Origin of the sequence: Paenibacillus sp. BR2-3 (assembly GCF_046529485.1) — a bacterium.
In the GTDB taxonomy this organism is placed as follows: Bacteria; Bacillota; Bacilli; order Paenibacillales; family Paenibacillaceae; genus Paenibacillus_AQ.
Map to the genome: position 1 here is coordinate 748360 of NZ_CP126311.1, position 20583 is coordinate 768942.

The following is a 20583-nucleotide window of genomic DNA, read 5'->3' on the forward strand; positions in this document are numbered from 1 at the left end:
AACAATGGTGTATTCCCGCCAAGTCCAGCGCCGAATTTGTCGCCCGAATGGAGGATGTTTTGGAGACGTATGCCCTGCCTTACGATCCTGAAATCCCACTAATTTGTATGGACGAACAGCCGATTCAGCTTCTGGAGGATTCTCGTCCATCCGAACCGATGAAACCTGGGCAAGTGCGGCGTGAAGATTACGAATACGTACGAAAGGGGAGCTGCAGTGTGTTTTTGTTTACGGAACCGTTAGCTGGATGGCGTCACGTACAGGCAAGCGAAAGACGAACCAAGGCAGATTGGGCACTTCAAATCCAGGAATTACTGGACGTTCACTATCCCGATGCGAAACGGGTTCGGCTCGTCATGGACAATTTGAACACGCACACAATCTCTTCGTTATATGAAACCTTTCCGCCAGAACAGGCCTTATCTTTAGCGAAACGATTGGAAATCCACTACACTCCCAAGCATGGAAGCTGGCTAAACATGGCCGAAATTGAACTGAGTTCTATGACGATCCAATGTCTGGATCGGCGCATCGGCTCTATCGAACAATTGCAACGCGAAATCACGGCATGGGAAGTTGATCGCAACCAGGCACAAAAGTCCGTGGAGTGGCACTTTACCACTCATCAGGCCAGAGGCAAATTGAAACATTTATACCCTGAAATTTGATGCGGTCAAGGTACTAGTACCTTGACCGTGAATAATATTACCTTTAAGCTCTCCATATAGAGTCAAATGGGAGGGCTTACCAATGAACAAAAAATACGTGGTTGAACTGAAAGACGAAGAACGCGAACGGCTTCAGCAACTTCTTCATGCGAAGGAGACTTCACGGGGAATTCGAAATCGCTGCCTCATCCTCATGCTGGTAGATGAAAGTCAAGGAGCCATTCCCAAGCAGATGGAGATTGCCCAGCGAGTTGGTGTTAGTGACGTCACGATTCATCATACCGTGAAGAGTTACTGTACCCGCGGCTTAGAGGCCACATTGTAGTATCGAAAACGGTCGGAGCCGGGGCATCCCTCTGTGATTACCGGAGAACTGGAGGCCCGGATCATTGCACTGGCCTGTTCCGAGCCGCCGGTGGGCTATGCTCGCTGGACCATTCGTCTATTGACGCGCCGGGTCATCGAACTGAATATTATAGAATCGGTGGGACGAGAGACGATTCGAGCCACGTTAAAAAAACGAAACTTAAGCCTCACTTAAAGAAACAATGGTGTATTCCCGCCAAGTCCAGCGCCGAATTTGTCGCCCGAATGGAGGATGTTTTGGAGACGTATGCCCTGCCTTACGATCCTGAAATCCCACTAATTTGTATGGACGAACAGCCGATTCAGCTTCTGGAGGATTCTCGTCCATCCGAACCGATGAAACCTGGGCAAGTGCGGCGTGAAGATTACGAATACGTACGAAAGGGGAGCTGCAGTGTGTTTTTGTTTACGGAACCGTTAGCTGGATGGCGTCACGTACAGGCAAGCGAAAGACGAACCAAGGCAGATTGGGCACTTCAAATCCAGGAATTACTGGACGTTCACTATCCCGATGCGAAACGGGTTCGGCTCGTCATGGACAATTTGAACACGCACACAATCTCTTCGTTATATGAAACCTTTCCGCCAGAACAGGCCTTATCTTTAGCGAAACGATTGGAAATCCACTACACTCCCAAGCATGGAAGCTGGCTAAACATGGCCGAAATTGAACTGAGTTCTATGACGATCCAATGTCTGGATCGGCGCATCGGCTCTATCGAACAATTGCAACGCGAAATCACGGCATGGGAAGTCGATCGCAACCAGGCACAAAAGTCCGTGGAGTGGCACTTTACCACTCAGCAGGCCAGAGGCAAATTGAAACATTTATACCCTGAAATTTGATGCGGTCAAGGTACTAGGGATGAACTTGTATGAAGGAGATACCGACCGGCTGTCTGACTTTTAATGGGCTTAATCGATCTGGATTTTCCCATCACATTTATAGTTTATGCTATGATGAAATGAGTAGACAAAGGTGGACAAAGGATTAATGGCGTATATTTCTAAATGGAGTGATGCAAGATGTTGACGGACTCAGATCATATTGGCGATAGCCGGAAAAAACAGCTCATTGCGATTATTCATCCTGATGGGCTGTTTGAGCTGGATTGGCAGGCTGCGAATCAGAAGCTGGACAGCAGTGCCCTTGCTGTACAGGATGAAATATTCAGGCATTATCGCCAGCATTATGAACAGTTTTGGTTCAGGCTGGGATTTGTGAAGAACTCCGAAGCGATGTCGGAATCGCTCAGCTACCTTATTCGTATCGCGGCTTCCTTCGTAAGAAAGCTTGCGCAAAATCCGGATATTGAAGCGCTGCGAGAGAATGCCAAGGCTGAGCTTGAGGAAGGGGAAATAGAAAAGCTTCTATACAACGCACCTTATTTAATAGGCTCGCAATATTTGGACCAAAGCTGGATGGAAAAGGCTTGGGAAGCGCTTCATAGAGCTTTTGGACATAGAATACAGAACTACGAGGGCAGTATTGCGCAGCTATTCATGGCCAGTGACTACCCGATTCATCTTGCAGGACGAGTATACTTCCATCTCGTAGAGAATAAGAAGGAAGGGGAGGAGTACCCCTTCTCCTTCTTGTCGACCTATGCGGCTGAACTTTCGACAGAAGGTAAATCCAGGCATCTCCCGCTAAAGAATGCGCTCATGGAGTACGGCGAAAATAATAGAAAGCTGCTTGACTTGCTATCAACAGTCAATAAAGCATCGGAGAAAAGTGCATTCATATCAGAGCTGCTAGAATCGGGAGATATCTTTCATCCGATCGGCTTGACTGCGGATGAGGCGTATACGTTTTTAAGGGAAGTATTGCTGTATGAGGAAGCCGGCATTTTGTGCCGCATACCCAAGTGGTGGAAAAATAAGTCGGATGCGCTTAAATTAACTGTCAGTGTAGGTGACAAGCAGCCATCTCATATGGATATGGATGTGTTATTAGGTTTTAATGCCGAGCTATGGCTAGGCGGAGAAGCCATTACTGCCGATGAGTTGAAGCAGTTGCTGGCAGAAGAAGAAGGGCTCGCGTTCATTAAAGGCAAGTGGGTAGAGGTTAACCATAAGCGGCTGCAGGAAGCACTCAAAGCCTATGAGCAGGCACTGCAATTGATGGACGAATCAGGCCTCAGCCTGGTCGATGCGATGCGGCTGCAATTAAATGGAAGTAAAATGCTCGACATATCCGAGGAAGCGGTAGAGCTTGATGTAACGAATGGAGAATGGCTCGATTCGGTTATTAACCGTCTGACACATCCGGATGAGATAGAATCGCTTGCATCCGCGGGGGACAATTTTCATGCTAGCTTGCGCGCCTATCAGGAGCGGGGCCTTGACTGGCTTTATTTGATGAAAACGCTGGGTTTGGGAGCATGCCTTGCTGATGATATGGGTCTGGGTAAGACTGTTCAGGTTATTGCGCTGCTGAATGTTGTGCGGACGCGGAAACAGGAGAAGGCCTTGCTGGTGGTGCCAGCGTCGCTCATCGGGAACTGGATGAGTGAGATCGGGAAATTTGCTCCTTCATTGAAATATTATGTCTACCATCCATCTGAGAATAAGGAAATAGCCGAGAATGACGGAAGCTTGGAGGAGCATGAGCTATTTATTACGACCTATGGCATGCTTTCCAAATATGAATGGCTTACGGAACGGGCATGGGATACGTTAATATTGGACGAGGCTCAGGCGATCAAAAACCCGGGCACGAAGCAGACAAAGCTGGTGAAGCAAATCAAGGCTTCCTATAAGATCGCGATGACGGGTACACCGATTGAGAACCGTTTATCCGATCTATGGTCCTTATTTGATTTTTTGAACAAGGGCTTGCTCGGAACGGCCAAGGAGTTTACACAATTTACGAAGAGCATGCGCGAATCTGTTAATGGTTATACAAGATTGAAGCAGGTCATAAGTCCGTTCATTCTTAGAAGACTGAAGACAGACAAAACGATTATTACCGACTTACCGGACAAAATCGAGATGAAGACCTATTCGACGCTAACGAAAAAACAGGTCGTGCTGTACAATAAACTCGTACAGGAGCTGAAGCTGAGGATCGAGTCGACAGAGAAAGGGATTGAGCGCAAAGGGCTTGTGCTCGCAGCGTTAATGAAGTTCAAGCAAATATGCAATCATCCCGATCAATACCTGGGCCAGCAGGTATACGCGGAGGAGGAAAGCGGGAAGTATGCGAGGCTGAGGGAAATTTGTGAGACGATCTATGAGAAGCGTGAGCGGGTTATTATTTTTACGCAATTCAAGGAAATAACAGAGTCGCTGCGTGCCTTTCTCGAACAGATTTTTGAACATAAGGGGCTTGTGCTGCATGGAGAGACGGCGGTAAATAAGCGCAAGGACCTTGTAGCTGAGTTTCAGGGGAAGGAATATGTACCGTTCATGGTGCTTTCCATTAAAGCGGGCGGCGTCGGACTGAATCTGACCTCGGCCAATCATGTCATACATTTCGATAGATGGTGGAATCCGGCTGTAGAGAACCAGGCGACGGATCGGGCATTCCGAATCGGGCAGCAGAAAAACGTCATTGTTCACAAGTTTATAACAAAGGGTACGGTCGAAGAAAAAATCGATCAAATGATTGAAGATAAAATGAAGCTTTCGAGCGAGATTGTTCCGGATATACAGGAGAGTTGGATTACGGAAATGGATAACGACCAGATTATGGATTTAATGAGGCTGTCTATATAGTTTTGGGAGGGAGAAACGAACATGGCATTTTATAGTGGATATCCGGAATATGTTCCCGTTGGTGAGAAGAAGAAAAAAGCAGCAAAGGCGATTGAGAAGCTGAAAAAGAAAAGTCCGGGGATTGCACCAGTTGTTATTACAGGACGAACGATAACGAGAACATGGTGGGGAAAGTCATGGAGCAACAATCTGGAGAGCTATTCGGACTATTCGAATCGGATAGAGCGAGGCCGCAGTTATGTTCGGCACGGGGCGGTGCTTGATCTGCAAATTACGCAGGGCAAGATAAGCGCGCTTGTTCAGGGTAGTACTTCAAAGCCGTATAAGATCGAGATTACGATAGCCCCCCTCTCGAAGGAAACATGGGATGTGGTTGTGAAGGAATGTGCAGGAAAAATAGATTCGCTGCAGGAACTAATAGCGGGCAAATTTCCAAAGGGGCTCTCTGAGCTTTTTACGGTTAAAGGTAAAGGGTTGTTTCCAGCGCCCAAGGAGATTACTCTGACATGCAGCTGTCCCGACTCGGCGAAGATGTGCAAGCATGTGGCAGCGGCCCTTTATGGTGTTGGTGCTCGTTTCGACGAGGATTCTGCTTTGTTTTTTGTACTCCGAAGCGTCAATGTAGACGACCTCATTTCAGTGTCGTTAACACAAAAGTCGCAAGCAATGCTTGGAAAGTCCAAGGGAAGAGGACGCCGGGTTATGGTCGGTGCCGATATTTCGGATGTGTTCGGTATTGAGGTGGAATAGAGTTCACGAATCCATTTGCAAGATCATGTGTTTGATCGGCGAGAAAATGAGAATGATAATAACCCGTCACTGGAGCAATCCAGGGCGGGTTATTTGATGATTAGAATTAGCGCTTGACGAATTTTGAAGAGGTTCATCTCATTCAAGAACAGTTATTGAGCCGAATTCGGCTCAATAAGGCTCTGTATCCACGAATAACGGAGCCTCTGTCCTCTTCTGCTTCCCTTAGGGCATCAGCACGAAAATAAGAGATATGTAGTCCGCCCATCCGTCTATCGGCTTTTTCTGCTGCTTTCGCTACCTATAATCATGTAATTTTTACAACATTTCATAAAAAAATAACGGATTAGAGATTAAATTGTTGTATTAAATGCAAAATTCTCTCATGTTTCTGACTCTGTAATAGATAAATGTTGCATTCGATACAGGTGTGTTGATTATACAAAAAATGGATACAAAAGGCCGCCTACGGTTACCTGATTCCGGCAGACCAGATTCTGGCGGACCTCATCCGCCTATAGTTGCACTTGGTGCAATTATTACTCGCCGTAAGTCAACATAAAGCAACTTAGTTGTACATGCTGCAACTATTTAGCGGAGAATGGCGGGAAAACGGATATTTTCTCTATTTTAGTTGCACGAAATGCAATTGTAAGTAAGATGTACTCCGTTTTCTCCCATATAGTTGCACAGAATGCAATTAAGTGTGTAACGTGAGCACACTACAGACCGTCAAAGTCGTTATATTCACATGTCCTTTGCCGCTTTTGCTCGTCTGCTTCTGTTACAGCTCTTGAAAGCGGAATGAGTAATGTTATTGTATCGACAACAAGATACCAATTGTTGGTTAATCAACAGGCCTGCATTCGATACAACATTTACATGCTGTAGAGTACATTTGACGAATAATGTTGTATTTCATACACTTATTTTCACTGTTTCATCAAGCGGCCCGTTTACCCTTTCCTGGAAAAGGAGAAGAGGTAACCAAGCAGACCGAAAGGCCTCCTATACGATCCTTGGCAAGGCACTTCGTTTCACATGCTTATCGTTAAATCAATAAATTCTAGGCCTAGGCCTAATCCTTATGCTGTGAGGTATGGGGAATGCCGAGAGCCCGCCTCCGGTAACGGTATACTTTCTTGGGTGTCCTTGGAAACTCCGTTCCTCTTCGCAAGCTTTCCAGCTTTGCGTTTTTTAACGCAGACGTCTCCGGGCCTCCCGGTTCAGTCCGGAGGCCTTCTCATTGGCTAATTTATCCCATTGATGCTTGTATTGTTGATAGACAAGAGGGTATTTCCGCTGCAATAGTTTGATTCCAGACAACATAAATTCAGCCAACATATCCATTTCTTGCAGCATTTCTGGTGGAAGAAAGGACTCTTCAAGGTCATCCAAGTCGTTAACTCCAGTTTCCTGAGCGAAGAACGAGATTGCCTTGACAATGACGCCAGGGTAGATTTGGGAGTCTTTCACAAGGCGATCTATTTCACTGATCAGGCTGGCACCATTGCGCACAAGTTGCCTTTGTTCCGTCACTGCCGGGTTCTTCGGATCCAGGTAGTAGGCCAGCTCGGCAAAAATATGAGCCTCCCGGAAAGCTTTGGAGTCCGATAATTCCCGGCTTTCTTCCAGCAGCGTGTCCACAGCGAATTCCTTGTCATCCGGATCGGTTAACGAACGCAGGAATATTCGGAACCTCTGCTTGACCTTGCTCCAGAATTGCCGCTTCTCCATATCGAACATGGCCAGGACCCAGTGGATAAAGAAAGTAAGGTCACCCGGTTGCTGCTCCTTCACATCCGGAGCCGTCTCCTCGATAAGACGCCAGCCCTCCTGACTCTTGTCGTTCAGGTCCAGAACGCGCGCAAGATAGAAGATATAGTATTTACGTTGACTGCGGTAATGCTTGTCCAAATCCTGCATATGCTGCAGAGCTGCTTCATATTTCTCAAACTCAAGCAAAAATTGGCATTTCAGTGTAGCGGCGGCGACATGCTCCTGATCGTTGTCCGTAGTCTCCATTAATTTCGCCCATTGAGTCTCGAAAAGTGCCATCTGGTCTCTGGAGAGATAAACTCTCGCCAAGGAGGCATTGGCTCCGATATGGAGTGGAGAGATTTCCAACACTTTGCGGTAACACGTTTCCGCAACAGTGTCATCTCCCGCTTGTTCCGCTTCGATCCCTTTCATGAGCAGAGAATCCACCGAATCCCCGTATTTGCGGGTAAAGTCATACTCGGAGCGTTTAGCCGGGTCCCGCAAAATTTCGTAGGCGCTCCGGATTTTCTGGAATTCTTCCGGGAACTGCTCAGGCGGAAATTCCTTGATCTTGGCAATATAGCCCTGCTTGATTGAATTGGGGGTCGCATTCACGCGCACCCCTAATATTTTATAATGGTTTTCCACCGATAGGGCAGTGTTTTTCCGTTTTCTAGTAGGGCCCTTCCTAGGTTTACTGTTGTCTTCACTCGGCATCGCCAGTCCTCCTCCTTACAGTTCCAGTTCGATCAACAAATCAGTTGTTGCTTCCATAGCGCGCTCCAATGCTTCCACATCTTCTCCCTGCAGCGCTTCATCCAATGCCAACAAGGCTTGACTCAGCTTTTTTTGTTCCGTATCTTTCAAAACCGCCAGAGCATTATGTCCGCGCTGCGCCAATATCCTTCCGTCTTCATGTGCGAGGGTGGGTGTCAGATCATCCTCCTCACTGTCCCATTCTCCGTCATCTTCATCCAGTTCGCCGGGAGGGAGGTCCCAATCATCAAGGTCTTCGTCCTCGTCGGCATCAGTTTCGTCGGGAACAGCTTCCCACAATTTCTGCAACCGGCGGGCACTTTCTTCAAACACCTCGCGGCTGTCGCGGTTGAGCGCATCCTGCACCGTGACGGACATTTGCTTGCCGGAGCTTACGCTCTCTGCCGCGACTTCCAGAATTCCGTTGAGATTATAGCGGAAAGTAACCTTGATCCCTTCATAATTTTCCCAATTCTCCGGGATGCCGTCAAGCATAAATTCACCAAGGAAGTGATTATGCTTGACCCATTCATGCTCACCCTGGTAAATCTCAATCGAGACCGCAGTTTGGCCTGGAGCCGAGGTGTAAAAAGTTTGGGAGCGCGTCACCGGAATGGTTGTATTTCGGGTAATGACAGGGGCGAATCCGCCTGGGCGGGCCCGGACTGAGACAGATTCTTTCAGAACGGCGATTCCCATCGAAAAAGGCGCTACATCCGTAGCGATGAGGCCGCTCTCCGAGAGCAAGCCGGATTTCAGACCGGCCTGTACGGCAGCGCCGAGAGCTACCGCTTCATCGGGGTTTACATCGGAACGAGGCTCTTTCCCAAGCAGGGAACGGATAGCTTCTCGCACGTAGGGAATACGCGTAGAGCCACCTACCAGCAGTACTTCGTCTATTGCATTTGCCGTTACACCGGCCTCCTGCAAGACCCCCGTCACTCTTTCCAGTGTTTGGACAATCAAGTCCTCGATGAGTGAAATGAACTGTTCCCTGCTGACCTCTGCCGTCAACCCGATCGGACGGTTATCTTTCACTGTGACCAGGGGAAGCATGACCGAAACAGACGTTTCGCTGCTGAGCACTATTTTTACCCGTTCCGCTTCCTCCTTGAGTGCAGCCTTACCCCGAATGTCCTCCCGTGGATCTACTCCGTACTGTGAGATCATTTTCTCGGCAAACCAATCCACCAGCCGCCAATCAAAATCCTCGCCGCCCAGCATCCGGTCGCCTGTAGAGGCTTTGACCTCCAGCACGCCGCTAAACATCTCGACGACGGAAACGTCAAAGGTTCCGCCCCCCAGATCATAAACCAGGAAAGTGCGGTCTCCCTGCAAATTCTCTAATCCGAAGGACAAAGCGGCGGCTGTCGGTTCATTGATAATGCGCTCCACCACGAATCCGGCCAACTCACCTGCTTCTTTCGTCGCTCTACGCTGCTCATCAGTGAAATAGGCGGGCACCGTGATTACCGCTTCTTTTTCGCCTTCGCCATACATCTGATCCGCCTGCTGTTTTAATTCTTTCAAGATTAGCGCTGATATCTCTTGCGGGCTGAATGATTCCCCGGCGATCGTTATGTTGTCTAAGGATCCCATTTTCCGTTTTACCGCTGCAATGGATCGGTCCGGCATCGCCACAAGCGCATCCTTCGCATCCTTGCCTACGACAATATTACCAAGCGGATCAATCAGAACAACAGAAGGAAGGAGCAACTCTCCTTTTGCCGAAGGGATGATCTCGGGTTTGCCATTGCGTATGTACGAAATGGCTGAATTGGTCGTTCCTAAATCAATACCTACTATGGGCCTCCAGAAATTCTCTTCACTCATCTTGGTTTCTCCTCTTCAATGGTAATGACCTGTGCTTTGCGGATCAGCGCACCATCAGTTAGCCGGTAACCCCTTTTCAGAACGCGCACGACTTGATACGGGAATAATAAAGTGCCGTCAGGCATGTCAGCCTCCGGTACCGTGCCTGCACCCTCACATGTCCTGGGATCAAAGGTTTGGCCATACACCAGTACTTCATGGACTCCCAGTGCTGTCAGGTGCTCCAGCAGCTGGTTTAGCCAGTGGCGCAGCACCTGCTCCCAGCCTTCGATCGGGGAATTTCCTGTTCCTTCGATCACCGCATCCAGATCATCAACCCATTGGATCATAGCTGCGGCCGTGCTCTGCATGACTCCCTGATCTTTGGTCCGCTGAGCTTGCTCTTGTTCGAAAGCCACTTTCCATCCGGAATCACTCTGTGCCAACAGTTCTGCCATACGGTCCAGCTTGTCTGCAGTATCCTTGCCGTTCTTGTAAGTAAGTCTGGTCAGTTTGGTCAACTGTTCGCCGATTCCCGCCGATTTCTCTTCCGCCAGACTGGCTGAATTTTGCACGGATTGACGAAGACCATCCACCTCTGCTGCTAAGATGTCTATTCGTTTTTTAAACCACATTCGGTAGCCTCCTAAACACGAAAAGGATGTTGATGATTTCTGACTTCCTTCTCGGATTGCATTCAGATTGATTATACTATTTGTAAGGGTGAGAAGGAATAAACAAGAACTACTTTGCAAAAGTTTCATTTCTGCCACCCCAATATTTTCACAAATTTTGGAGGTTTCCATCGTTTCCTGTCGAATCTACTTGTCGGCACGAGCCCATTGAAATCAACTTTCCCTTGTGCCTTGTTGGTACTCATTTGCTATAATAATAATAATACAAAACTCTTAAAGACATACGGTATAACAGAGACAGAAGGTTCCCGCGAAAGGAAATAGAGGAGATCATTGTTTCCGATTCTGATTGATCTACTGTCTTTGCCAAGTGAAATTATACCACTAAATTCATTATATCCGGCCATAATGAGGCGAACACTCACATTTAGATGGAGAAATTCCCGTTAATTCATTACGCGCCAACACAGAGGAGGGCCCTACGGGATTTTGGAGATACGATAGTTTTCGCCTATAACAACGATCGGAAGACCCCTCCGAACCCTTAGTCGCTTGATTCACGATCAGTCAACTGCTGATTTTGGTTTTGAGCTAAATTACTATGACACGCAAAGGATGAAATCATGATTACTCAAAAATTCCAGGAGTTCCTTAATCTATCCGCTGAACTGCGGCCGGATTATATTTCAAGTTTAGGCACAAACGATGACAGCAGGACTCAAATTGCAGATATTTTGCCCGAAACTCCCGAGCTGCTGAAGGCTATTTATACCACAGTCTCTGGAACAAGCAGTGATGAAGAAGAGCCGAGTCTGATCGAGTTTGTGCCAGGATACAGGCTGATTCATATCGATGAATACGAACAGGAAATGAAGGTAATATCGGCCATTTTAGAAGAAAAGGGTCAGGTTCCAGCGGGGGTTGTCCTGCCGATTCTTACGAACTATGGCAGTGATTTTATCTGTTATTATCGATCTGCTGATGGTGTGGAGCAGGTTTGTGACTTATTGCATGACTTTGGAGATCTGGTGGTTATGTATGACTCGCCTGAAATATTTCTGGAGACTCTTTGTGAGTTCTATAAACAAGAGGTTTATTTTCTGGATGAAGAGGGTTATCTGGATTGCGATTTGGTCAGAGAAGGCGAAGTTGGGGCAGCACTGAATCCAAATGCAAAGTACTGGTCGGAGTAAGGCAGGGGGATAATAATGTTTGATAAATTACTGAAGTTATTCAAAGGGAACCAACGGTCCGGAACTTCTTCGGCTGCCAAGCCTTCACCAGCAGCAAAGACATCAGCACAGCGCCCTAAAATAGAACCTACCAGGATCGGCGAGTTGGGAGAACATAAGATCAATATTCAGTTGGACCAGCTGCCCAAAGACTGCAAATATTTGAATGATAACATGATACCGAATCCGAAGGCCAAATCAGGATATTCGCAGATTGATCATGTGGTGATATCGCCTTATGGATTGTTTGTTATTGAAACTAAGAACTATAACGGGGAGATCAAAGGGTCGAGAGAAGATAGATACTGGTATGTAAATAACCGGTTTAAAATGTTTAATCCCCTGCGACAGAACTATGGGCATATTAAAGCTCTGCAAGCGATTCTCCCGGAAGCCATCGCAGTACCGCATGTTTCGATTGTTACCTTTACAATGCGGTGCAGATTCAGCATAGACCCCGCTCTCAGGAAAATCGAGTCCAACGAACTCGTTGTATACGACGTGGAACTCTCCGAGTTTATAAACAGGAAACTGATTAGAATGAAGGCTGTGACCAAGGAAAAGCCACTGGGAGAGAAACAGATTGAAGAAGCTTATGCGACAATCAAAGCCGCCAATATATCTGATCCTGCCTTACGGGCAGAGCATATCCAATCAATTAACCGAAAATAAAAAACAGCAAATCTCCTGGTTTAAGGAGATTTGCTGTTTGGCGTGTTTAGTGAATTTGCTCATGTTCCACGTTTCGTTCGCGTAGCGTCCGCTCATAAAGCCCAAACTCTTTCCATATCACCCTTGGGAATTCCGATCCTGCTCCCGCAGCTCCACGCGGCGGATTTTGCCCGAGTTTGTCTTCGGAAGATCAGTGATGAACTCTATTTTGCGCGGATACTTGTATGGAGCCGTCCACTCCTTAACATGCTCCTGCAGTTCTTTAACAAGCTCCGGTGAACCGGCTGCCGCATCCTTCAGCACAACGAATGCTTTAACCACATGGCCCCGAATTTCATCAGGACTGGCTACGACTGCACATTCTTTTACAGAGGCGTGTCTCATGAGCGCTTCCTCGACCTCGAAGGGGCCGATGGTGTATCCGGCACTGATGATGATATCGTCGCCCCGGCCTTCGAACCAGAAGTAGCCATCCTCATCCTTCCGTGCCCGGTCTCCGGTTACAAAAAAATCTCCGTTCGTACAGCTTGGTTTACGCTCAGGGTCCTTGTAATACGTATGGAACAGGGCCGGCATACTCAAATGAACAGCAATATCTCCAACTACTCCCGGAGGGAGAGGCGTACCCGTTTCATCTACGACCTCAACAAGACCCGGTGCCATGGCTTTGCCCATGGACCCTGTGCGGACCGGGGTATCCTTCAGCGTTCCGATTAGGAGCGTGCTTTCCGTTTGTCCGTAGCCGTCCCGGATAGTGATATCGAAATGGCGCTGGAATTCGTTGATAACCTCCTGATTTAAAGGCTCTCCTGCGGATACGGCACTGCGGAGCCGAGACAAATCATACGTATCTAATCCTTCGGTCTTGGCCATTATCCTGTATTCCGTTGGCGTACAGCATAATACCTGAATACCCTCATCCTGCATTAGCTGCAAGTACCGGTTCGGTTGAAAAGGCCCATTATAGACAAATCCGGTTGCTCCGTTACCCAGCACGGCCAGGAATGGGCTCCAGATCCATTTTTGCCAGCCCGGTGCAGCGGTCGCCCATACCGTCCGTGTCTGATTCCCGGATATCCAGCCAAGGAGATGAAGTGATCCGCAGGTGGGCATAACCCCAGCCGTGACTATGCACTACGGCCTTCGGATTTCCGGTGGTTCCGGAGGTATAAGCCAGGATAGCCATATCGTCCCGGTGGGTTGTTACCGCGGTCATATGATCGGGCTGTCCGCTCATCAGATTCTCCAGCTCCAGCCATCCGGCATGCTCACCATTCCCCGAAACCGCAATACGGTGATCCAGAGAAGGCAGGTCGTCGCCGATTTTATCCACTTCCCCGGTCACCTCGGACCAGACAATTACGGCCCGTGCTTCTGAATGCCGTAGGCGATAGGACAAATCCTTGGCCCGAAGCATTTCCGAGGAAGGGATAACCGCCAATCCAAGCTTCAGACAAGCCAGGTAGATGACGTAAGCAATGATTCTCCGCGGAACCATGACCAGAACTCTGTCGCCTTTCTGAAGTCCAAGCTGGGACAGTCCGCCCGCCAGCCGGTTTGCCTGCAGCAGCAGCTCCCCGTAGCTGATCTCCTCGCGATCTCCTTTTTCACTTAACCATTTGAGTGCAGTCTTACCGGAAGGATGACATTCCATCTCCGATGTAAGATTATAATATTCAGGTGCGATCCATTGCTGATTCAATTTGAACCCTCTCCTATATGAACAAGATGAGTGTTACCACTGCTCCTATTATAGCATGAACTCCTAGTACCTGATTCTAAGCAGTTTGCCGAATATACAAATATTTATGAATGCAGCCTGAAATATAATTTTAATTTGCCTCGCCGGCACCTACTTGCTGCACAGAAGAAAATCGACTTCCCGGGAAACACAAAAAAATCCCTTTCAGTATAATTTCGGAGTTGTGGTTACATTAGTTTTCATTTACAAATACCCAATTCCGTTATATTCTTTATAAAGAACCAGTTCATTTTTATTAGTCCATTTGGACTAATAGGAAAGAGAGGGACCGTTAACATGTCCAAGTATGTAACGAAGTACACCCGGTTAATGTTAATAGTTGTTCTGATTAGTACAATTATACTACCTGCTTCAGCGTATGCGTCATCAGGTACATCCTCTTCTCAATACATCACGACCTCCTCATATGCCACTTCTTTTTTCTCGACACTCGCCGGCGCACTCTCTTCATTATTCAACAAAGAAAAGAGCACCTATTCTTACACAGAAAGCAAGAAAGCCAATACAAGTTTATTAAGTTGGTTAAAGGGCAATGATCGCCGGGATGACGACGACCGATGGGATGACGACGACGGATGGGATGACGACGACCGGTGGGATGGCAAGAAGAAAGATTCCTACAAGCTTTGGGAGAAGTATTATCGTTATTAACAGGAATCGGAAATGAGAAAGCGATTCCCAAGCCGTGTGATGGCTGGGGATCGCTTTTTTGGTGGTAGTAAAATGCCCGGTTACAGCTCTTCGAACTTTTGTTTGGGTTAAAAACATGGTAGTCTATGTTAATAGAATTCGCTTTAAAGAACGAAAAAACTTTGGATAACAAACAATGGGGGGATATAGGTGAGAAGTAAATTTGGCAAATTTTCTTTGTCCTTAATACTATTACTATCTATGCAGACTTTATTTCTGTATGTGCCGATGGGAGTATCCAGCCAGGATGATACCGGGACACCATCTGCTCAAACCATTGATCTTGCTAAATGGGGGATTTCCAATGATGGAAGTCATCCGGTGGAAACGACGAAGGGGATCAACGAAGCTCTTGTATGGGCTAACCAAAACGGAATCACAGCTACCACGCTTCCTTCAGGTACCTATTTAATTGATAAGAACAGCCGGATTAATATGGTCAGCGATATGCTGCTGGAATTGCCTTCCGATACCATCCTGCAGAAGGAGAGAAATGGGAAGGAAAGATATGAGTTGATGTACTTGGGCTATGGGATTAAGAACGTGACGTTAAGAGGCGGCACTTATATGGGGGATAGAGAGAACCATGATTATTCCAAAAAGGACAGTCCGTACAGTGCCGGTACGCATGAGAGCGGGTATGGCATTATTCTTGAGGGAGCATCAAACATTGTCATCGAAGGCGTTAAGGCCGTTAATTTTACGGGGGATGGTTTGGTTATCGGAGGCTTCGGAACGATGGTTAAAGATTTGTACGAAGGTGGCCTTATCTCAGGGACGCTAAATGAAATGGGCAAACCAACGAAAAATACGGCCAAAATACGCACTAAAAAAGCAATAACCTTAAGCAACCCCATTTTCAAGACGGAGCATTTCTTTGAGTTATCCAACATGATGAAGATCAAGACTGCATTTGAGGTTTATTTCTATGCTGCGAATGGAACATTTATGAAGAAGGTACAGGCTAAAATCAGGGAACATATTGCGATTCCAAACGGCGCTTCTTCCTTCCATTTAGTATTTAATCAGACCTCAGCTAAGGGGGCTTATCTGGAGATTTGGAATAGAGTCGTGAGTGAGAAAATCGATGTTAAAAATTCTGAATTTGCTTTTAACCGTCGTCAAGGCATAACTGTTGGCGGAGCTAATAATGTCTCCATTGACGGCAACATGATTCATGATATTAAAGGAGTCGCGCCGCAGTCGGGTATTGATGTTGAAGGCGGCTATGGAGAGAATGGTCACTTGAATACCAACATTTTCATCAGGAACAATGAGTTTTACAATAACGCCATTTATGATGTGATTCTGTATGATGGCCACACCGCAACTGTTGAGGGGAATCATATGGCTTCAAAGGGTGCTTACGGTCTGGCCATATCCGAAACTTTTAAAGATGCGATGGTGGTCAATAATCATTTTGATGTGAGCCGGATCATTGCCTACCATGACGCCACATTCCTGAATAACCGCTTGAATGACGCCGGAACCTATTTCGAAGGCCCGAATTTAACGATAGACGGTATGGAGGTTACTAACGGCCTTTTCTCTGTCAGCTCCAAGAAGCCATTTGGCATTAAAGTATCCAATGTGAACATTAACATCACGAAGAAGGTCGATGCCGGGCTCAGTATTTCAAACCAGCCGATTCAACTTTCCAACGTTACGATTACGGGAGAGCCAAGTTTAAGAAGCTTCGCGGGAACTGTTGCGACCGGGAGCATATTCGATAATTTGAAGGTCATTGGTTATAATTCCACCTACGGGCTGTCACTTCCGCCTGGAACCTATAATAATAGTTGGTTTGAAGGAGCCGAAGGTGGGAAATTCGGAACGGTCTCAGGCAGTCTGGGCGGAAAGTATGTCTTTGACGGCTGTACGTTCACAACAGACACGACTGGGGCAGGCGTATTATTTGCCGAGAATAAAAACATGGAGCTGACGATTAAAGATTCCACATTCAATATTCTCGGCAATACTCAAGCCATCAGTGTGCAAGCTGCGAAGAGTGTTGTAATAGAGAACAATATAATCAATGCCAAAAAGCTGACCTCAAGCGGTATTGAGATTATCAAAATTAATGATTACTGGAAACGAAACGAGCCGTTTGATGTGCTAAGCGTGGTCATTCGAGGTAATACCATTACAAGTAACCTGCCAGCGAATGGAATCTCGACCCAGTATGCGGGCAAGGGCGCAGTTCCTTTTATTGTGAAAAATAACACGCTGTACAAAGCCAAATTGGCCTTGAAGGCCAATGACAAGGCAGGCAATAACGTCATGCGCTAATAAGAGTCAGCATCGCAAAGGATGGTCGTTTACGCCCATTCTTTTTTTCATGCAAATGAACTTTAAAACGAACAAATCGATATGAAAAGATGCAATCTAAGGTTGACATGTTCTATATAAAGAACTAAAATTGACGAATAATGTTCTTTATTAAAGTCATTCTTTGGAGTGGGTGGTAGCATGAAAGAAGAGGTAACTGCGATTGGTCGATCAGCCTCATGGAAGAGTCCGGTTAAAGAAATTGATCTGAAGGAAATCTATACCGTTATTAAACGGAGGATATGGATCATCGTACTTTCTACAGTTCTTTTGGCGACTCTGGGCGGTATTTACAGCTCTATTCCTGAAGCTCCGGTTTATGGGTCGTCTGCACGGGTGATGCTATCGGTGGAAAACGCGGAAATGCTGGGTACTCTGAAGGTGTTTATTAAGGAGCCGGTGGTGCTTGAGCGGGTCATTAAACAGCTCGGGCTGCAACAGTCAGTCGGGAATCTGCGGGAACATATCAGCGTAAGCAGCGTGGATAACTCCATCATTACGCTTATTACCGCATTTGATGAAGACCCTAAACGGGCGGTGGACATTGCCAACTTAGTGGTAGCAGCGTTCACAGAAGAGGCTGGAACCAGGCTACAATTTAACGGAGTTAGTGTTCTGACGAACGCAGTGGAGTCACCGAATCCTACACCTGTAAATCCCCCTAGCAAACGTGCTTTGATTATTGGAATCGTTGCGGGAGTTGCCGTTGGGGTATGCCTGGCGTTCCTGCTGGATTCCCTGGACGACTCCGTAAGATCCGAGCGCGACCTTGAACGGTATCTGGGCATTAAACCATTAGGACAGGTTTCGAAAATACAAAAGAAAGATTTGTTCACCAAGGTAAAACGTAAAAATGAATACATACGGGGTGAGACTATTGGCTCATAGGGAGAAAAAACTGGAGGAAGGAACCACGAATGGCTGCTTGGTTGCCCACAACAACAGCCACTCGGTTATTACCGAGCAATACCGGACGATTCGGAATAACATTCGTTTCTCAACAGGCAATAAACGGTTGGGTGCTTTGGTTGTTACTTCTCCCTCTGAAGGGGAAGGGAAAACGTCGACAGCCGTGAATCTCGCCATCTGTTTTGCTCAACTTGGGGATCGAGTGCTGCTTGTGGATGCCAATTTAAGGAGCCCTATTTTAAATCATGTTTTTAATATTAAATCATGGCCCGGACTTACAGATGGGCTGGCTAACCATATCGATATTCTGGAGACCATACAGCAGACTAATATCGAGAGATTATCCGTACTTCCGAATGGTTCGTCTCTCCATAATGCGGGTGATTTGCTTGATTCACAGGCGATGAGTGCTTTTTTGGAGGTTGCTGGTGAGCGTTTTGATGCCATCTTGCTGGATTGTTCCTCCGTTCTGGATACATCAGATACAAATGCCCTGGCCAGGAGATGTAAGGGTGTCATTTTGGTCATAGACAGCGGGAAAACGAAGCAGCAGAAAGTGCTGGAAGCCAGAAGGATACTTGAGTTTGGAAATGTCAAAATTCTTGGCGCCGTGTTGAATAAGAAGAAGAGGTAGCGTTGTGAGGTGTTTTTAAATAGGGGGAGGGGTGGGCGAACGTTGATATATAAACATCGATTGTCAGTTTTGATGTTAATGGATTCGCTTATTGTGCTGTCGGCTATTTTTATCAGCTGCTTTTTAGTAAACGGCTCTTTTAATGTATTCACTCATCCGATCGTTGTCAGTTCCATCACATTACTCTTTAGCCATCACATGTTTGCTTTTATCTATCATTTGTATAAGAAAGCATGGGAATATGCCAGTGTCGGGGAAATGATTCTTATTGCGAAAGTGGTTACTTTCTCAATAACTTCAGCTGCTACAGTCCAGCTCGTCATTTCACAGCAGATTCAATACCGGTTGCTGGCTGTCACGTGGATGCTGCATATTCTTCTCATTGGCGGGTCGCGTTTTTGCTGGCGTGTGGTTCGGGGATCCATTATTAAGCAGGAACAGCCAGGCCAGTGCAAGCGAACGCTGATCATTGGGGCAGGCGCGGCAGGCAGCATGATTGCACGACATTTGCTCTCAAACTCCGATACAGAACTTAAACCGGTTGCTTTTGTGGATGACAATGTAAACAAGCATGGCCTAGATATTATGGGGATTCCCGTAATTGGGAGTGCGCATTCCATTGAAGAAATCGTTACCGAGCTTCAAATCGATCATATTGTCATTGCTATTCCCTCCCTCAGCAAAGTTCGGTTAAAGGAAATCTTTGATGAGTGCACCAAGACGAAAGCAAAGACACAAACGATGCCCATGCTGGAGAATATTGCGAGCGGCAAGGTGTCCGTAAGTCAATTCCGGGATGTGCAGGTAGAGGATCTGCTTGGACGGGAACCGGTACAGCTGGATATAGACAGCATTTCCGGATACGTGACGAATAAGGTGATTCTGGTTACAGGAGCGGGGGGCTCGATAGGCTCTGAGGTGTGCCGGCAAATCTCCGAATTCCGCCCTAAAAAACTCGTTCTGCTCGGGCATGGCGAGAATAGTATTTACTCTATTGAAATTGAATTGAAGACTATGTTCAGGGAAAAAGGCATCCAATTCTATACCGAGATAGCAGATCTTCAGGATGAGAGCAAAATCATCAGCGTCATGAACCTCCACCGGCCAGATGTTGTGTACCACGCGGCTGCCCACAAGCATGTGCCTTTAATGCAGCGGAATCCGGAAGAAGCGGTTAAGAACAACATTATTGGAACTATGAATGCAGCAAGAGCGGCAAGTCTGGCGGGAGTTGAGATATTTGTAATGATCTCTACGGACAAAGCCGTAAACCCTACCAGTGTTATGGGGTCTACTAAGCGGATTGCGGAAATGATCATTCAGCATATGGACCGGTTCAGCCAAACCAAATTTGTCGCCGTTCGATTCGGCAATGTGCTTGGGAGTCGCGGCAGTGTAATCCCATTATTCCGCAAGCAGATTGAAGTTGGCGGCCCTGTCACTGTAACCCATCCCGATATGGTTCGCTACTTTATGACGATTCCAGAAGCTTCAAGATTAGTTATTCAAGCGGGAGCGCTGGCACGCGGAGGAGAGGTCTTCGTACTCGATATGGGTGATCCGGTCAAAATCGTGGATCTGGCCAAAAATCTGATTCGGATGTCGGGATATTCCATTGAAGAAATCGGGATTGAATATACGGGCATGAGACCCGGCGAGAAGCTTTATGAAGAGCTGCTAAAGGATACAGAGGTGCATGAGGTGCAGGTGTATCCCAAAATCTATGTCGGTAAATCATCTGAAATTAACTTTGACGGAATTGATCATCTGCTCCAGATCTACGACACCCTCACCATAGAAGAGTTAAGACAGATGCTGCTGGATATCGCTAATAACCGGATGGAACTGGCTCTTCCTCTTCTAAAGGCAACAGTCGGGTGGAAATAAC

Annotated in this window: 15 protein-coding genes and 2 pseudogenes; 13 read left to right on the top strand and 4 right to left on the bottom strand. The window is 47.0% G+C overall.

Annotation, left to right across the window (positions count from 1 at the left end; genetic code table 11):
• The first annotated feature begins 11 nt into the window (after nt 1-11).
• The 6 genes and pseudogenes from PaeBR_RS03540 (at nt 12) to PaeBR_RS03565 (ending at nt 5504) form a co-directional block, all read left to right on the top strand.
• Entirely contained in the window at nt 12-668 is a 657-nt protein-coding gene (locus tag PaeBR_RS03540; RefSeq protein WP_410515063.1) for an IS630 family transposase, read from the top strand.
• Nucleotides 669-750: 82 nt separating this feature from the next.
• Nucleotides 751-993 (top strand): hypothetical protein, encoded by a 243-nt coding sequence (locus PaeBR_RS03545; protein ID WP_410513534.1) that lies wholly within the window; start codon nt 751-753, stop codon nt 991-993.
• 18 nt (nt 994-1011) lie between these two features.
• Nucleotides 1012-1209, top strand: a pseudogene (locus PaeBR_RS03550) (helix-turn-helix domain-containing protein); the annotation flags it as partial.
• 14 nt (nt 1210-1223) lie between these two features.
• Complete coding sequence (locus tag PaeBR_RS03555) at nt 1224-1880, top strand: IS630 family transposase (RefSeq protein WP_410515064.1); 657 nt, start codon at nt 1224-1226, stop codon at nt 1878-1880.
• 180 nt (nt 1881-2060) lie between these two features.
• Nucleotides 2061-4754 (top strand): DEAD/DEAH box helicase, encoded by a 2694-nt coding sequence (locus tag PaeBR_RS03560; protein WP_410513535.1) that lies wholly within the window; start codon nt 2061-2063, stop codon nt 4752-4754.
• Nucleotides 4755-4775: 21 nt separating this feature from the next.
• A complete protein-coding gene (locus tag PaeBR_RS03565) occupies nt 4776-5504 on the top strand; it encodes an SWIM zinc finger family protein (protein ID WP_410513536.1) in 729 nt (242 codons plus the stop codon).
• A 1197-nt stretch (nt 5505-6701) separates the two neighbouring features.
• Here PaeBR_RS03565 and PaeBR_RS03570 read toward each other — a convergent pair.
• Genes PaeBR_RS03570 through PaeBR_RS03580 form a run of 3 tightly spaced genes read right to left on the bottom strand, consistent with a single transcriptional unit; the run spans nt 6702 to nt 10468 of the window.
• Nucleotides 6702-7982: a DnaJ domain-containing protein gene (locus PaeBR_RS03570; protein ID WP_410513537.1), complete on the bottom strand. Its 1281-nt coding sequence runs from the start codon at nt 7980-7982 to the stop codon at nt 6702-6704.
• Nucleotides 7983-7997: 15 nt separating this feature from the next.
• Entirely contained in the window at nt 7998-9854 is a 1857-nt protein-coding gene (locus tag PaeBR_RS03575) for an Hsp70 family protein (protein ID WP_410513538.1), read from the bottom strand.
• On the bottom strand, nt 9851-10468 hold the full coding sequence (locus PaeBR_RS03580) for a nucleotide exchange factor GrpE (protein ID WP_410513539.1): 618 nt from the start codon (nt 10466-10468) through the stop codon (nt 9851-9853). Before PaeBR_RS03580 ends, PaeBR_RS03575 begins: the two co-directional genes overlap by 4 nt.
• Nucleotides 10469-11091: 623 nt before the next feature.
• Here PaeBR_RS03580 and PaeBR_RS03585 point away from each other — a divergent pair.
• Both PaeBR_RS03585 and PaeBR_RS03590 read left to right on the top strand, forming a co-directional pair.
• Nucleotides 11092-11661 (top strand): hypothetical protein, encoded by a 570-nt coding sequence (locus tag PaeBR_RS03585; RefSeq protein WP_410513540.1) that lies wholly within the window; start codon nt 11092-11094, stop codon nt 11659-11661.
• A 15-nt stretch (nt 11662-11676) separates the two neighbouring features.
• Entirely contained in the window at nt 11677-12372 is a 696-nt protein-coding gene (locus PaeBR_RS03590; RefSeq protein WP_410513541.1) for a nuclease-related domain-containing protein, read from the top strand.
• Nucleotides 12373-12489: 117 nt separating this feature from the next.
• Here PaeBR_RS03590 and PaeBR_RS03595 read toward each other — a convergent pair.
• Nucleotides 12490-14026: pseudogene (locus PaeBR_RS03595) on the bottom strand (acyl-CoA synthetase).
• A 384-nt stretch (nt 14027-14410) separates the two neighbouring features.
• On the opposite strand from PaeBR_RS03595, the gene PaeBR_RS03600 reads away from it, so the two are divergent.
• The 5 genes from PaeBR_RS03600 to PaeBR_RS03620 all read left to right on the top strand — a co-directional run bounded on the left by PaeBR_RS03600 (nt 14411) and on the right by PaeBR_RS03620 (nt 20582).
• Nucleotides 14411-14785, top strand: coding sequence for a hypothetical protein (locus tag PaeBR_RS03600; RefSeq protein WP_410513542.1), 375 nt, complete (start codon nt 14411-14413; stop codon nt 14783-14785).
• Nucleotides 14786-14974: 189 nt separating this feature from the next.
• Nucleotides 14975-17113 carry a right-handed parallel beta-helix repeat-containing protein gene (locus PaeBR_RS03605; RefSeq protein ID WP_410513543.1) on the top strand — a complete coding sequence of 713 codons (2139 nt, stop codon included), beginning with the start codon at nt 14975-14977 and terminating at the stop codon, nt 17111-17113.
• 180 nt (nt 17114-17293) lie between these two features.
• Nucleotides 17294-18040: a YveK family protein gene (locus PaeBR_RS03610; RefSeq protein WP_410513544.1), complete on the top strand. Its 747-nt coding sequence runs from the start codon at nt 17294-17296 to the stop codon at nt 18038-18040.
• On the top strand, nt 18030-18695 hold the full coding sequence (locus PaeBR_RS03615; RefSeq protein ID WP_410513545.1) for a CpsD/CapB family tyrosine-protein kinase: 666 nt from the start codon (nt 18030-18032) through the stop codon (nt 18693-18695). Before PaeBR_RS03610 ends, PaeBR_RS03615 begins: the two co-directional genes overlap by 11 nt.
• A gap of 42 nt (nt 18696-18737) precedes the next feature.
• A complete protein-coding gene (locus tag PaeBR_RS03620) occupies nt 18738-20582 on the top strand; it encodes a polysaccharide biosynthesis protein (protein WP_410513546.1) in 1845 nt (614 codons plus the stop codon).
• Nucleotide 20583 lies beyond the last annotated feature (1 nt).

Bases quoted from the DNA above. Each gene is read 5' to 3' on its own strand.
- PaeBR_RS03545 (WP_410513534.1), top strand. From the start codon at position 751: ATGAACAAAAAATACGTGGTTGAACTGAAAGACGAAGAACGCGAACGG.
- PaeBR_RS03560 (WP_410513535.1), top strand. From the start codon at position 2,061: ATGTTGACGGACTCAGATCATATTGGCGATAGCCGGAAAAAACAGCTC.
- PaeBR_RS03565 (WP_410513536.1), top strand. From the start codon at position 4,776: ATGGCATTTTATAGTGGATATCCGGAATATGTTCCCGTTGGTGAGAAG.
- PaeBR_RS03570 (WP_410513537.1), bottom strand. From the start codon at position 7,982: ATGCCGAGTGAAGACAACAGTAAACCTAGGAAGGGCCCTACTAGAAAA.
- PaeBR_RS03575 (WP_410513538.1), bottom strand. From the start codon at position 9,854: ATGAGTGAAGAGAATTTCTGGAGGCCCATAGTAGGTATTGATTTAGGA.
- PaeBR_RS03580 (WP_410513539.1), bottom strand. From the start codon at position 10,468: ATGTGGTTTAAAAAACGAATAGACATCTTAGCAGCAGAGGTGGATGGT.
- PaeBR_RS03585 (WP_410513540.1), top strand. From the start codon at position 11,092: ATGATTACTCAAAAATTCCAGGAGTTCCTTAATCTATCCGCTGAACTG.
- PaeBR_RS03590 (WP_410513541.1), top strand. From the start codon at position 11,677: ATGTTTGATAAATTACTGAAGTTATTCAAAGGGAACCAACGGTCCGGA.
- PaeBR_RS03600 (WP_410513542.1), top strand. From the start codon at position 14,411: ATGTCCAAGTATGTAACGAAGTACACCCGGTTAATGTTAATAGTTGTT.
- PaeBR_RS03610 (WP_410513544.1), top strand. From the start codon at position 17,294: ATGAAAGAAGAGGTAACTGCGATTGGTCGATCAGCCTCATGGAAGAGT.